The following is a 12618-nucleotide window of genomic DNA, read 5'->3' as shown; positions in this document are numbered from 1 at the left end:
TTATATTGATTTTGTAAATCGTATCATAAATAAAAAACGTATATAAAACTTTTCTTAAGAATAAGATTGATTACTTTTATAAAAAAAAGAAAATGAAAAAAGGAGTACTGTTAATTAATTTAGGTTCGCCAGATAGTCCTGAACCTAAAGATGTTAGAAAATATCTAGATGAGTTCTTAATGGACGAACGCGTTATTGATGTTCCTTATTTACTTAGAGCGCTTTTAGTTAAAGGAATTATTTTGAATACACGTCCAAAAAAATCAGCTAAAGCATATAAAAAAATTTGGTGGGAAGAAGGATCGCCTTTAATTGAGTTGTCAAAACGATTACAGAATAAAGTTCAAGAACAAGTCAGTATTCCTGTTGGTCTGGCCATGCGTTATGGAAATCCGAGTATCGAATTTGGCTTACAACAATTGCATGACCAAGGGGTTGGTGAGGTTTTATTAATTCCATTGTATCCTCAATTTGCCATGGCTACAACCGAAACTATTTTAGTATTAGCAGAGGAAATCCGAAAAAAACAATTCCCAAATATGGAATTCACGGTTCTTCCAGCTTTTTACAACCAACCAGATTATGTTCGTGATTTGTCTAATTCTATCAAATCAGCTTTAGATAATTTCAAATCGGATTATTTATTGTTTTCTTATCACGGTGTTCCCGAGCGTCATATTAGAAAATCAGATGTAACAAAATCGCATTGTAAAATTGATGGAAGTTGTTGTAATACGCCTTCAAAAGCACATGAATTTTGCTATCGTCACCAATGTTATGAAACCACAAGACAAGTGGCTGAGTTTTTAGGTTTGGAGGAAGGAAAATATAGTACTTCATTCCAATCACGTTTAGGTCGTGATCCATGGTTGCAACCTTATACTGATGCTACAATTGATGGTTTGGCTCAAAAAGGAATCAAAAACTTAGCAGTTGTAACACCAGCTTTCGTGTCGGATTGTTTGGAAACATTAGAAGAAATAGGAATGGAAGCAGCACATAGTTTTAAAGAAAACGGAGGTGAAAATTTCTTATCCATTCCATGTTTAAACGATAGTGAAGATTGGGTAAAAACCATGAGCCGTTGGATTGATCAATGGGCTTTTCAAAATTAATATAAATGGAATTATACAATTACATAAAATCGTTGCATTTAATTTTTGTGGTTACTTGGTTTGCTGGGTTGTTTTATATTGTTAGATTATTTGTCTATCACGCAGAGGCTAAACAAAAACCACAACCTGAACAAGACATATTGATTAAACAATACCAATTAATGCAATATCGTTTGTGGTACATTATAACTTGGCCAAGCGCTGTTTTAGCAAGTATTTTTGCTTTTTGGATGTTGTTTTTTGCTGAAGTAGGTAAGGTTTGGTTAACCCAACCATGGATGCATGTAAAATTAGCATTTGTGTTTTTATTGTATTTGTATCATTTAAAATGCCATCAAATATTTAAACAATTACAAAATAATGAAGTGAAACACACATCAAGTTTTTTTAGAATTTGGAATGAAGGTGCTACTATTATTCTTTTTGCTGTAGTTTTTTTAGTAATTTTAAAGAATGCAATTAATTGGATTTTTGGAGTAGTAGGAATTATTACTTTCTCAATTCTATTAATGCTGGGTTTCAAATTGTATAAAAAAATTAGAGAAAAAAATAACAGCTAATTTTTAGCGTAATTAATGGACAGAATATTAAACTTTAAAAACCTTTCGCTTCGTGTAAGAATATTTCTTTCGATGATATTCTTAACATTGATAGCATCTGTCCTTATTGCAGCAGTTTCTATTTATCAATTCAGAAAAGAAGCTCGTGTATATCATCAAGATCGTTTAGAACGAAAAGAAGTTGCTATCACCGAGCACATTAATTATGTTTTACAAAACACAAGTTTTGAATTAACAACTGAAAATTTAAAATATATTTTTAGAGATAAAATTACAGAAATAGCTGATGTTCACAGTATGGAAATCAATTTGTTTGATTTAAAAGGGAAGTTGATTATTTCATCAAAAGCTATTTTTAAATTAGATCAAGACAAACCAAAAATTAATCCTTCCACATTAAAGATTATTCAATCTTCACTTGATAAACGTTATATTGAGTTTTCAAAAGTAGATGATCAATCTTTTCGTTCGTCCTACACCTACTTAAAAGATACAAAATTTAAACCTTTAGCAATTTTAAATTTACCATACGAAGAAAATACGGAGTTTTACGATAATGAAGTTCAAAATTTCTTAATTCGATTTGGACAAGTTTATATTTTCATGTTTTTAATTTCAATCATATTGTCTTATTTCTTGTCGAGTTATATTACAAAATCACTTAAGATAATTAGTGATAAAATGGAAGAAACACAACTGAACCAACGCAACGAAAAAATTGTCATAGAGGACGGAAGTAAAGAAATTAATCTTTTGATTAATTCCTATAACAATATGGTGGATAAATTAGAAGAAAGCGCCACCATTTTAGCACAAAGCGAAAGAGAACAAGCTTGGCGCGAAATGGCAAAACAAGTGGCACATGAAATCAAAAATCCACTAACACCAATGCGATTAACTGTGCAAAGTTTTCAAAGAAAATTTGATGTTAATGACCCAAATATAGCTCAAAAATTGGATGAATACACCAAAACCATTTTACAACAAATCGATACCATGACGGCAGTTGCGGGTGCTTTTTCAAATTTTGCTACCATGCCAGCTCAACAAAATGAAACGTTAAATGTAGTTCGAATTGTAAAAATGGCTTTGGAAATTTTTAATGAAGATTACATTCAGTTTTCAGCATTGGAAGATGAAATTATAGCTAAATTAGATCGAACACAACTAATTCGTGTAATTACCAATTTGGTTAAAAACGCAATTCAAGCTATCCCGGAAGAACAAGAAAATAAATTGGTTTTTGTTACGGTTTTTAGACAAGATAACGAAGTTAAAATTGCAGTAAAAGACAACGGAAAAGGAATTTCAAAAGAAAATCAGGAACGCGTTTTTGAACCAAAATTCACTACAAAATCAAGCGGAATGGGTCTTGGTTTAGCTATTATTAAAAATATCATAGAAAATTATAACGGAACGATTACCTTTGAAACGGAACCTAATGTGGGAACTGAATTTTTGGTTTCTTTCCCAATAAATAAATAATCAAAACAAACAAAAATGGAAAATATTCTTATTGAAAAACAAGACGCTATTGCAATTGTAACGATTAACAGACCTACAAAATTAAACGCTTTAAATAAAGCAACCATTCAAGAATTACACGATGGGTTTAAATCGTTAAACGAAGATAAATCCGTAAAAGCAATTATTGTAACGGGTAGCGGAGAAAAAGCTTTTGTAGCTGGAGCCGATATTTCAGAATTTGCTAATTTTTCAGTAGAAGAAGGCGGAAAATTAGCTGCTGAAGGCCAAAGATTGTTGTTTGATTTTGTGCAAAATTTAAGCACTCCAGTAATTGCAGCAGTTAATGGTTTTGCTTTAGGTGGTGGATTAGAATTAGCGATGTCATGTCATTTTAGAACAGCTTCAACAAATGCAAAAATGGGATTACCTGAAGTAACTTTAGGAGTTATTCCGGGTTATGGAGGAACACAACGTTTAGCACAATTAGTAGGAAAAGGTCGTGCTATGGAAATGATTATGACAGCAGGAATGATTGATGCTGAAACCGCTAAAAACTACGGCTTAGTAAACCATGTTGTAGCTCAAGAGGAATTGTTAGATTTTACAAAAGGAATTGCAACAAAAATCACAAAAAATTCTAGTGTAGCTATCGCAAAAGCAATTGAAGCAATTAATGCCAATTTTGAAGACGGCACAAACGGTTATGAAGTAGAAATTAAAAACTTTGGTCTTTCTTTCGGAACAGAAGATTTTAAAGAAGGAACAACGGCATTTTTAGAAAAAAGAAAAGCCGATTTTCCTGGGAAATAGGATTTAGTTTTCAGTCACAGTTTTCAGTTTTCACGATAAGGGTATTTAGAATATTTATTTAATATCATTTAGAAATTTTTTAGCAGATAAAATGATATTAAAAATAACAAACCAAAATAAGTTTTTTATTGTGACTGAATACTGAAAACTGCGACTGCTCACTATACTTCACCATCCCATTCCGCATAAAATTGACTCAAAAATGTTACCATAAAATCATGGCGTTTTTGGGCGATTTTTTTACCTGTTTCGGTATTCATTTTATCTTTAAGAAGTAGAAGTTTTTCGTAGAAATGATTCAAAGTTGGCGATTCACTATTCTTATATTCTTCCTTACTCATGTTTAAGTTTGGTTGAATATTTGGATTGTAAAGTGGTCTGTTTTTAAATCCTCCATAATTGAAAGTACGAGCAATTCCAATCGCGCCAATCGCATCCAATCGATCGGCATCTTGAACAATTTCTAATTCTTTGGAATTGAATTTCTTTTCGAAATTCCCACCTTTAAACGAAATATTTTCAATAATAGCAATTACGTGTAAAATGATGTCTTCTGAAACATTTTGCGATTCTAAAAAAGTTCTCGCTGTTTTAGGACCAACCATTTCATCGCCACCATGAAATTTTGAATCGGCAATATCATGAAGTAAAGCGGCTAATTTCACTACAGTTAAGTCACATTCTTCTTCTTCGGCAATTAATAAAGCATTTTTATAAACGCGTTCTATGTGAAACCAATCGTGACCACCCTCAGCATGAGTTAGTTGATTCTTTACAAAAAGTATAGTATTGTTGATAATTTGCATGGTTCTAATTTACAAAAAAAAAATCCAAACTCATAATCGAATTTGGAATCTGAAATTATGTTTTTTGAATCTTATTTTACTAAGGCAGGTTGTACCCATTTAAAAAGTTGTCCTTCAGCAGGAACTACCAATCGTTCAGAAATTCTTGTCATTCTTTCAGGTAATTTCATTAAATAATCTCTAGCTTTTTCAGCTTCATCGCTAAGATTAGTAATTTTATCGATTTCCCATTTTTCATTTAATTTTTTCAGAATATCTACATAATCCATCGCCGTGTAAACACCTAAACGTTGTGCTGATTCTGAGAATTTTTCAAATGCAGTTCCAATGCTTTCGCCTGATTCTCTAATCAAATGCGCTGGCATCGTAATTTTTTTCTTCATCATGTATTGAAATGACAACATCATTTCGCTAGGGTCAATTTCAAAAATACGCTTCACAAATTCGCTATACGCTAAGTGATGACGCATTTCGTCTCCAGCAATTAAATTACACATTTTGAATAATTTTTTATCACCAAATTTCTTCGCCATCTGTGCTACACGATTGTGTGAAACATACGTAGCTAATTCTTGAAAACTGGTAAAAACAAAGTTTTTATATGGGTCTCTATCGGTTCCGGGATCAAAACCATCGTTGATTAAATGCTGTGTTGTAATTTCAACTTCGCGCATATTAACTCTTCCCGAAAGGTATAAATATTTGTTTAATACATCGCCGTGACGGTTTTCTTCACCGGTCCATTGGCGTAACCATTTTGCCCAACCGTTATCGCCTTTTTCTCCTTTTTGCGAAACACCTTCTACATCCATTAACCACGTTTCGTAGGTTGGTAAAGCCTCTTCAGTAATAGTATCACCCACTAAAACTACCCAAAAATCATAAGGTAAATCTTTTGCGATTTCACGTAATTCTTTTACTTCTTCTAAGAAATTTTCTTTTGACGAATCAGGTAATAAATCAGTAGGTTGCCAGATTTTTTCAACTGGAATTAAGAATTCTTCCATGAAGTGGTCAATTTTCTTTTCTAGAAATTGCATCACTTCTAAACGGACATTTTGAATAGACATAGGGGTTATATTTTAATATGTTTTGTAATTACAGATTCGGTTTTTTCAAAAATTTCTTCAAACGGATGTTCTGAAATTTTCATAGGCTCATGAATGGTGAATTCTAAACGAGTTCCTAATCCGAGAGGGAAAGTACCGAATTTAGTCATTCTCCATGAATTATTTATGGTAATGGGTAAGAAGTAGGCATCTGGAGCAAATTTGTATAACATTTTTAAACCGTTTACAGCGAATGGTTTAGGTGTTCCAGTTTTACTTCTTGTTCCTTCTGGGAATATGACAACCGAGTAGTTATTTTTGTTAATTAATTCGGCTACTTTTTTAATTTCGGGTAAAGCTTGTTTTGGATCTTTTCTGTCAATTAATGCTGATCCTCCGTGTTTTAAATTATAGGAAACGCTCGGAATTCCTTTTCCTAATTCGATTTTACTGATAAATTTTGGATGTACTTTTCGTAAAAACCAAATGATTGTAGTAATATCATGTAAACTTTGATGATTCGCAACAATAACTAAAGGTTTGTTTTCAGGAACATTTTCCATTCCTTTAATGTGATAGGTTGTCCCTAAAAAATGCGCTGTTCTAACTAAAAATAAATTTAGGTAAGCAACACTTATACGATGTGCATTATATCCAAAAAGATTAAAGCAAACCCATTGTATAGGATGAAAAACAAATAGCCAAAGTAAAAATAGAATGTAATAAACTATTGAAAGTGGATAGGATAGAATTTTTTCCATTTGAAACCAATTTGTGCAAAAGTAAGTTATAAAATAAAAAAACCACCATATTTGGTGGTCTTTCTATATGCTTGCATAGTAATCATTTCTGTTTTTTAATCAATAATTGTACAAACGCCATTTACGCAATCAATATTACTTGGAGCAGTTACTACCATACAATCAGAAACAGCTCCCGTTTGTATGTTGTATTCATTATCCATGTCGTAATATTCATCAACTAAGTTTTGTAATGTAACTTGATCTACCGAGTTTGGATAAACCAAAAATTCTCTTGGTCCACCACAAGGTTTAGCGCCAAACGCAATAGAATTACATCCTGAAGCTTCAGCACAAGAAAAACTGTTGATATAATCGAGAATTTCTTGTTTTTTGTTATCTAACATTTCTGGAGTAATACCAGAATGATTTTCATCATCACATTGCATGCTTAACAATAAAAATGAAAAGCATATTAATAGAATTTTTGTTTTCATGATAGTTGTTTATATAAAAGATGTAAAAAAAGTAAAATGGTTGCTTTAATAATAAAAAAAACCTGAAAGTGCTTTTAAACTCCTTCAGGGTTACTATTTTTCAACTAAATTTTTTAGCAAAATTCGTTGTAAGCGTCTTTTAAATTTTCAGCAATTAATTCTGCCGGACGACCTTCGATATGATGACGTTCTAACATGTGAACCAATTCGCCATTTTTAAACAAAGCCATACTTGGAGACGATGGTGGAAAAGGAAACATTTCAGTTCTTGCTGCATCTACTGCTTCTTTATCAACTCCAGCAAAAACCGTGATTAAGTTAGCAGGTTTTTTACCGCCTTCTAAACTCATTTTCGCTCCTGGACGCGCATTTCTAGCAGCACAACCACAAACCGAATTAATTACAACTAAAGTTGTGCCTTCAGCTTTGATAGCGTTTTTTACGTCATCTGCTGTATATAAATTTTTGAAACCTGCGTCTGTTAATTCAGCACGCATTGGGTTTACCATTTCTTCTGGATACATAATGTATAGTGTTATAAGTTAACGAGTGACAAAGTTACAAAGTTTTTTGCTTGTTACAGAATTGGAATTCATAAAGATTTGTTATGATTTGATAGTTAGTTCTTATTTAAAAATTCTACCAATAAGCGCCTGTACAAAAATCATTTTTGGACATCTCCAAATGACTTGTAAATCTTCTGAAATGGAAGTTTCTTCATCTAAAAATTTGAAAATCACAGTTGAATTTCCACTTTTAAACATCGATGAAAATATTTTAGAACCCAATTCGTTTTTAGAACCTAAAATATCCAACAGTAATAAATCATAAAACCAAAATTTATCTTTTTTATGGAATTTTGTAAAATCGGATTCTGATTTTAGAAATCGAACTAAAGCTTTTGATTTTTTGGATGCATTTTTAAAAGTATAACCTGTACTTGCTTTCGTCCAACCGCCAGCTGAACCTATATTAACAATGTTTTTAGTGTTGTGTTTCCAGAAAGGGTAACACGTCATCGGAATATTGCCTTGTTCTTTTTCGATGATTTCGAATTCTGTAATTCCTAAATTTTCAATATATTTTTGAATTTCAGCTTCATATTCTCCTTTAGAAAGTAAGTTTTTTGAAAATAAGGTGTATTCCAATAAAGCTTCATTTTCTGATGTTGGTAAAACATACATAAATCTTGTGTTACCTTTTTGTTCTACCGAAAAATCCATGAAAGTAGCGCAATTGGGTGTAAAAACAGCTTCTTTACTTTTGATAAACCAACCAATAAAATGTTGATGAATTAATGGGAATTTGGTTTGCGCTGTAACAACTTCTGGATTGTAAATTGAATTGAAAATTTTGTTACAAGTGAAGGTTTCGTTTTCTGTTTTTACAATGCAATGATTTCCTAATTCTGTAAAATCAACTACTTTTTGATTTAGAAAATGAATGTTTTTATGTTCGGAAATCTTTTTGAAAACCAATTCGTAAAAATCCAAACCATTAATTTTCTTGTATTGATAAGGTGCTAATTCTAAAACTCGATTAAATTTCTCATTCGCAAAAATAGCTTGATTCCATTTTTTTGAAACGATGTTATAAAACAAATTATCTTCGTCCCAAAAGCACCATGTTCTGTCGTTTACTTTTTTAGTATTCTCATCAATTAATAAAATCGATTTATCATTAAACTTGCCTGATGAAAGCATTTCATAAACTGTCATCAAAGCCGATAATCCTGAACCTGTGAAGATGTAATGATAATGTTGCATTGTTCAAAGATAAATAATTTGTTGTAATAGTTTCAAATCGTTTTTTAGCCTTGTCTAAAAAAATATTTTGATATTTAAAAACTTTGTATATTTGTCAAAATAAAATGTTTATGACCATTTCTGAAGAAAATTATATTAAAGTTATTTATCATTTGTCGTTGGTTTCTCCAAAAGGTGTCAACACGAATGCTATTGCGGGAATGCTCGATACCAAAGCGTCATCGGTTACCGATATGATGAAAAGACTTTCAGATAAAGATTTGGTAAGTTATCAAAAATATCAAGGCGTTACGCTTACTGATAAAGGCTTGCATTCAGCAAAAATGATTGTGAGAAAACACCGTTTGTGGGAAGTTTTTTTAGTGGATAAATTAGGTTTCTCCTGGGATGAAGTGCATGAAATTGCGGAAGAATTAGAACACATCAAATCGGAACAATTGATTAATAAGTTAGATGCTTTTTTAGGTTTTCCAGTCGCTGATCCACACGGTGATCCTATTCCTGATGCAAAAGGTGTGATTAAGAAAATCGAAAAACAATTGTTGTCAGAAGTAGAAATTAACGCTTCTTTTCATTGTGTCGGAGTAAAAGATTCTTCTACCGATTTTTTAAAATATTTAGACAAGCAAAAAATAGCATTAGGTTCGGTTGTTAAAGTAATCGACAAAGAAGATTTTGATGATACGTTAACGGTTGAAATTGATGGAAAAAGATTAACGATTTCGAATAAAATTGCTAATAATTTATATGTACAATAATTATGTTTGATGCGATTATAGATTTTTTTGAAAGTATTGACCCGATTTTGGCGGCATTTTTGGCTACTACTTTTACTTGGGGTTTAACAGCATTTGGTGCTTCGTTCGTGTTCTTTTTTAAGAATATGAATCGTGTAGTGTTAGATGGAATGCTAGGTTTTACTGGCGGCGTAATGGTTGCGGCAAGTTTTTGGAGTTTGTTAGCACCCGCTATTGAAATGAGTGATGGTGATGGTTTTGTAAAAGTAATTCCAGCTGCTTTTGGGTTTGCTTTAGGAGCTTTATTTATTTTCGGATTGGATAAAGTCTTGCCACACATGCACATTAATTTCAAAGAAACGGAAGGAATTAAATCGCCTTGGCAAAGAACTACACTATTAGTTTTAGCCATAACTTTACACAATATTCCAGAAGGATTAGCTGTTGGGGTTTTGTTTGGTGGAGTGGCAGCGGGAATTCCAGAAGCATCAATTGCTGGAGCGGTTACTTTAGCTATTGGGATTGGAATTCAAAATTTTCCTGAAGGAATTGCGGTTTCAATGCCGTTACGAAGAATGGGAATGAGCAGAAGAAAAAGCTTTATGTACGGACAATCGTCGGCTTTAGTAGAACCTATTTTTGGAGTTTTAGGAGCAGTTGCGGTTACTTTTTTCACGCCAATATTGCCTTATGCTTTAGCTTTTGCAGCCGGAGCCATGATTTTTGTGGTGGTTGAAGAAGTAATTCCCGAAACGCAACAAGATAAAAATACCGATATCGCTACTTTAGGTTTTATAGGCGGATTTATAGTGATGATGACTTTAGATGTCGCTTTAGGTTAATGACACGAACAATCGTCGCCACAAGGTTTTGATTTCTTTTTGCGTTTTTTCCAAAAGAATTTTTTTACTAAAAAGCCTACTGCAATGGTAAGAGAAAGATAGACTAAGATTTCCTGTATCATTTTATTTCAAGAATTGATAAGCAATTAAAGATGTAATGTAAGCAAATCCACTCATGAAAACCAACTGAATTATCGGCCATTTCCACGAATTGGTTTCTTTTTTCACAATCGCTAAAGTAGAAATACACTGCATGGCGAAAGCATAAAATAACAACAATGAAATTCCAGTTGCAAAATTGAATACTTTATTTCCTGTTTCAGGATGAACTTCGGCAGCCATTCGATTTTTAATGGTTGTTTCTTCTTCACTATGACTTCCTACACTGTAAATGGTGGCTAAAGTTCCAACGAAAACTTCACGAGCAGCAAACGAACTTACCACGGCAACGCCAATTTTCCAATCGTAACCTAAAGGTCGAATGACAGGTTCAATGGCTTTTCCCATGAAACCGATATATGAATTCTCAAGCTTGAAGGAGTTTACTTGGTCTTCAAATTCTTCTGAAGTAATGTTTTTGTTCTGATTTTGTTCAGTTATGATTTTTTCAGCGTTGTTAAAATCATCACTTAATCCGTGTGAACCTAAAAACCATAAAATAACAGACAATGCTAAAATGATTTTTCCAGCACCAAAAACAAAGGCTTTAGTTTTTTCTAAAACGTTAATCCCAACATTTTTAAACATCGGAATTTTATAACTTGGCATTTCAACTACGAAATACGATTTGCAGTTTAATTTCAAATATTTGTTTAATAGATAAGCTGAAAAAACAGCCATTCCAAATCCTAATAAATATAATCCCATTAAGGTTAAACCTTGTAAACTCAAAAAACCTAACACTCTTTTCTCAGGAATAATTAAGGAAATTAAAATCGCATAAACCGGTAATCTTGCGGAACAAGTGGTGAATGGAGTAACTAAAATCGTAATCAATCGTTCTTTCCAATTTTCGATATTTCTCGCACTCATAATCGCTGGAATCGCACAAGCAGTTCCTGAAATTAAAGGCACAATACTTTTTCCAGACAACCCAAATTTTCGCATGATTTTATCCATCAAAAATACTACGCGACTCATATAACCGCTTTCTTCTAATACGGAAATAAACAAGAACAAAAAGGCAATTTGCGGAATGAAAATCACAATTCCACCAATTCCTGGAATCAATCCTTCGCTGATTAAATTGGTAAATTCTCCTGCTGGAAGATGTTGCTTGGCAAGCGAACTTAAATTAGCAAAGGTTTCATCAATGAAATCCATCGGAATGCTGCTCCAATCAAATAAAAATTGGAAAATCAGCATTAAAATTCCGAAGAAAATCACATAACCAAAAATCTTATGCGTCAGAATTCGGTCGATTTTTGCACGAATATCCGTTGCTTTTGAAACGTCTATTTTTTGACCTAATTTTAGCGTATCATTGATAAATTGATAACGTTTTATGGTTTCTTTCTGTTGTAGTTTTTTTAAATCGGAATGTGATTTGGTAAACGAACTTTTGATTTCGTTTCGGTCTAAATTTAAGAAGTTTACATCTTGCGTAATCACCAACCAAAGTTTATACAATAGTTGATTTGGAAATGCTCTTCTTAAATTGTTAAAATATTCTGGATCAATTGACGAAGCATTCAAACAAGGTTCGGTTGAAAGCGTTTCGTAATTAAGAATTAGTTTTTTTAAGTTATCAATTCCGATTTTTTTGCGGGAACTAATTAAAGCAATCTTCGTTTTTAGTTCTTTTTCTAAAACAGGAATATCGAGTTCAATTCCTTTCAATTCCATTCTATCCGCCATATTAATGACTAAAATAGTTGGAATTTCTAAATCTTTAATTTGGGTAAAAAGGAGTAAGTTTCGTTTTAAATTTTCCACTTCGGTGACCACAACGGCAACATCTGGGAAATCTTCGTCATTCTTATTTAGTAATAATTCAATCACCACATTTTCATCAATAGAACTTGCGTTTAAACTGTAAGTTCCAGGTAAATCGATGATTTTAGCTTTTGTGGTTTCGTTTAATTTGCAAATCCCTTGTTTTTTTTCAACCGTAATTCCTGGGTAATTTCCCACTTGTTGATTCAATCCTGTTAATTCATTAAAAACCGATGTTTTGCCCACATTTGGGTTTCCAATTAAAGCAACTTTGATAGGATTTTTACTCATGAG

General features: G+C 32.3%; 13 protein-coding genes. 6 read left to right on the top strand and 7 right to left on the bottom strand.

Annotated features, from left to right (window positions below; all coding sequences use genetic code 11):
* The first annotated feature begins 92 nt into the window (after window positions 1–92).
* From hemH to ACE3PD_RS11170, 4 genes are all read left to right on the top strand, one after another.
* Window positions 93–1115 carry a ferrochelatase gene (gene hemH / locus ACE3PD_RS11185; protein ID WP_374402476.1) on the top strand — a complete coding sequence of 341 codons (1023 nt, stop codon included), beginning with the start codon at window positions 93–95 and terminating at the stop codon, window positions 1113–1115.
* A 5-nt stretch (window positions 1116–1120) separates the two neighbouring features.
* On the top strand, window positions 1121–1675 hold the full coding sequence (locus ACE3PD_RS11180; protein WP_374402474.1) for a CopD family protein: 555 nt from the start codon (window positions 1121–1123) through the stop codon (window positions 1673–1675).
* A gap of 72 nt (window positions 1676–1747) precedes the next feature.
* Window positions 1748–3160 carry a PAS domain-containing sensor histidine kinase gene (locus ACE3PD_RS11175; protein WP_374402518.1) on the top strand — a complete coding sequence of 471 codons (1413 nt, stop codon included), beginning with the start codon at window positions 1748–1750 and terminating at the stop codon, window positions 3158–3160.
* 15 nt (window positions 3161–3175) lie between these two features.
* Window positions 3176–3952, top strand: a complete 777-nt coding sequence (locus ACE3PD_RS11170; RefSeq protein ID WP_374402472.1) for an enoyl-CoA hydratase/isomerase family protein — start codon at window positions 3176–3178, stop codon at window positions 3950–3952.
* Window positions 3953–4113: 161 nt separating this feature from the next.
* On the opposite strand, the gene ACE3PD_RS11165 is transcribed toward ACE3PD_RS11170, so the two are convergent.
* The 6 genes from ACE3PD_RS11165 to ACE3PD_RS11140 form a co-directional block, all read right to left on the bottom strand.
* A complete protein-coding gene (locus ACE3PD_RS11165) occupies window positions 4114–4758 on the bottom strand; it encodes an HD domain-containing protein (protein ID WP_374402471.1) in 645 nt (214 codons plus the stop codon).
* Between the two features lie 71 nt (window positions 4759–4829).
* On the bottom strand, window positions 4830–5828 hold the full coding sequence (locus ACE3PD_RS11160) for an acyl-ACP desaturase (protein ID WP_374402468.1): 999 nt from the start codon (window positions 5826–5828) through the stop codon (window positions 4830–4832).
* Between the two features lie 5 nt (window positions 5829–5833).
* Window positions 5834–6568, bottom strand: a complete 735-nt coding sequence (locus tag ACE3PD_RS11155; RefSeq protein WP_374402466.1) for a lysophospholipid acyltransferase family protein — start codon at window positions 6566–6568, stop codon at window positions 5834–5836.
* A 95-nt stretch (window positions 6569–6663) separates the two neighbouring features.
* The gene (locus tag ACE3PD_RS11150) at window positions 6664–7044 is read right to left on the bottom strand and encodes a hypothetical protein (protein WP_374402464.1); all 381 of its coding nucleotides are present in this window, start codon (window positions 7042–7044) and stop codon (window positions 6664–6666) included.
* Window positions 7045–7157: 113 nt separating this feature from the next.
* Window positions 7158–7568, bottom strand: a complete 411-nt coding sequence (locus ACE3PD_RS11145; protein WP_374402462.1) for a BrxA/BrxB family bacilliredoxin — start codon at window positions 7566–7568, stop codon at window positions 7158–7160.
* A gap of 102 nt (window positions 7569–7670) precedes the next feature.
* Window positions 7671–8810 carry a lycopene cyclase family protein gene (locus ACE3PD_RS11140; RefSeq protein ID WP_374402460.1) on the bottom strand — a complete coding sequence of 380 codons (1140 nt, stop codon included), beginning with the start codon at window positions 8808–8810 and terminating at the stop codon, window positions 7671–7673.
* Between the two features lie 110 nt (window positions 8811–8920).
* On the opposite strand from ACE3PD_RS11140, the gene ACE3PD_RS11135 reads away from it, so the two are divergent.
* A complete protein-coding gene (locus tag ACE3PD_RS11135; protein ID WP_374402458.1) occupies window positions 8921–9568 on the top strand; it encodes a metal-dependent transcriptional regulator in 648 nt (215 codons plus the stop codon).
* A gap of 2 nt (window positions 9569–9570) precedes the next feature.
* Window positions 9571–10389 (top strand): ZIP family metal transporter, encoded by an 819-nt coding sequence (locus tag ACE3PD_RS11130; RefSeq protein WP_374402456.1) that lies wholly within the window; start codon window positions 9571–9573, stop codon window positions 10387–10389.
* A 123-nt stretch (window positions 10390–10512) separates the two neighbouring features.
* Here the strand turns inward: ACE3PD_RS11130 and feoB are convergent, their stop codons facing one another.
* Complete coding sequence (gene feoB, locus ACE3PD_RS11125) at window positions 10513–12615, bottom strand: ferrous iron transport protein B (protein ID WP_374402454.1); 2103 nt, start codon at window positions 12613–12615, stop codon at window positions 10513–10515.
* Window positions 12616–12618 lie beyond the last annotated feature (3 nt).

Source organism: Flavobacterium sp., assembly GCF_041911335.1.
Taxonomy (GTDB): domain Bacteria; phylum Bacteroidota; class Bacteroidia; order Flavobacteriales; family Flavobacteriaceae; genus Flavobacterium.
Note: the sequence above shows the minus strand (reverse complement) of the source record. Positions and strands in the feature narration are given on the sequence as shown.

Excerpts from the sequence above, each read along its gene's own strand:
- hemH (WP_374402476.1), top strand. The coding sequence starts at position 93 with ATGAAAAAAGGAGTACTGTTAATTAATTTAGGTTCGCCAGATAGTCCT.
- ACE3PD_RS11160 (WP_374402468.1), bottom strand. The coding sequence starts at position 5,828 with ATGTCTATTCAAAATGTCCGTTTAGAAGTGATGCAATTTCTAGAAAAG.
- ACE3PD_RS11165 (WP_374402471.1), bottom strand. The coding sequence starts at position 4,758 with ATGCAAATTATCAACAATACTATACTTTTTGTAAAGAATCAACTAACT.
- ACE3PD_RS11175 (WP_374402518.1), top strand. The coding sequence starts at position 1,748 with ATGATATTCTTAACATTGATAGCATCTGTCCTTATTGCAGCAGTTTCT.
- ACE3PD_RS11140 (WP_374402460.1), bottom strand. The coding sequence starts at position 8,810 with ATGCAACATTATCATTACATCTTCACAGGTTCAGGATTATCGGCTTTG.
- ACE3PD_RS11130 (WP_374402456.1), top strand. The coding sequence starts at position 9,571 with ATGTTTGATGCGATTATAGATTTTTTTGAAAGTATTGACCCGATTTTG.
- ACE3PD_RS11135 (WP_374402458.1), top strand. The coding sequence starts at position 8,921 with ATGACCATTTCTGAAGAAAATTATATTAAAGTTATTTATCATTTGTCG.
- ACE3PD_RS11155 (WP_374402466.1), bottom strand. The coding sequence starts at position 6,568 with ATGGAAAAAATTCTATCCTATCCACTTTCAATAGTTTATTACATTCTA.
- ACE3PD_RS11145 (WP_374402462.1), bottom strand. The coding sequence starts at position 7,568 with ATGTATCCAGAAGAAATGGTAAACCCAATGCGTGCTGAATTAACAGAC.
- ACE3PD_RS11180 (WP_374402474.1), top strand. The coding sequence starts at position 1,121 with ATGGAATTATACAATTACATAAAATCGTTGCATTTAATTTTTGTGGTT.
- ACE3PD_RS11150 (WP_374402464.1), bottom strand. The coding sequence starts at position 7,044 with ATGAAAACAAAAATTCTATTAATATGCTTTTCATTTTTATTGTTAAGC.
- ACE3PD_RS11170 (WP_374402472.1), top strand. The coding sequence starts at position 3,176 with ATGGAAAATATTCTTATTGAAAAACAAGACGCTATTGCAATTGTAACG.
- feoB (WP_374402454.1), bottom strand. The coding sequence starts at position 12,615 with ATGAGTAAAAATCCTATCAAAGTTGCTTTAATTGGAAACCCAAATGTG.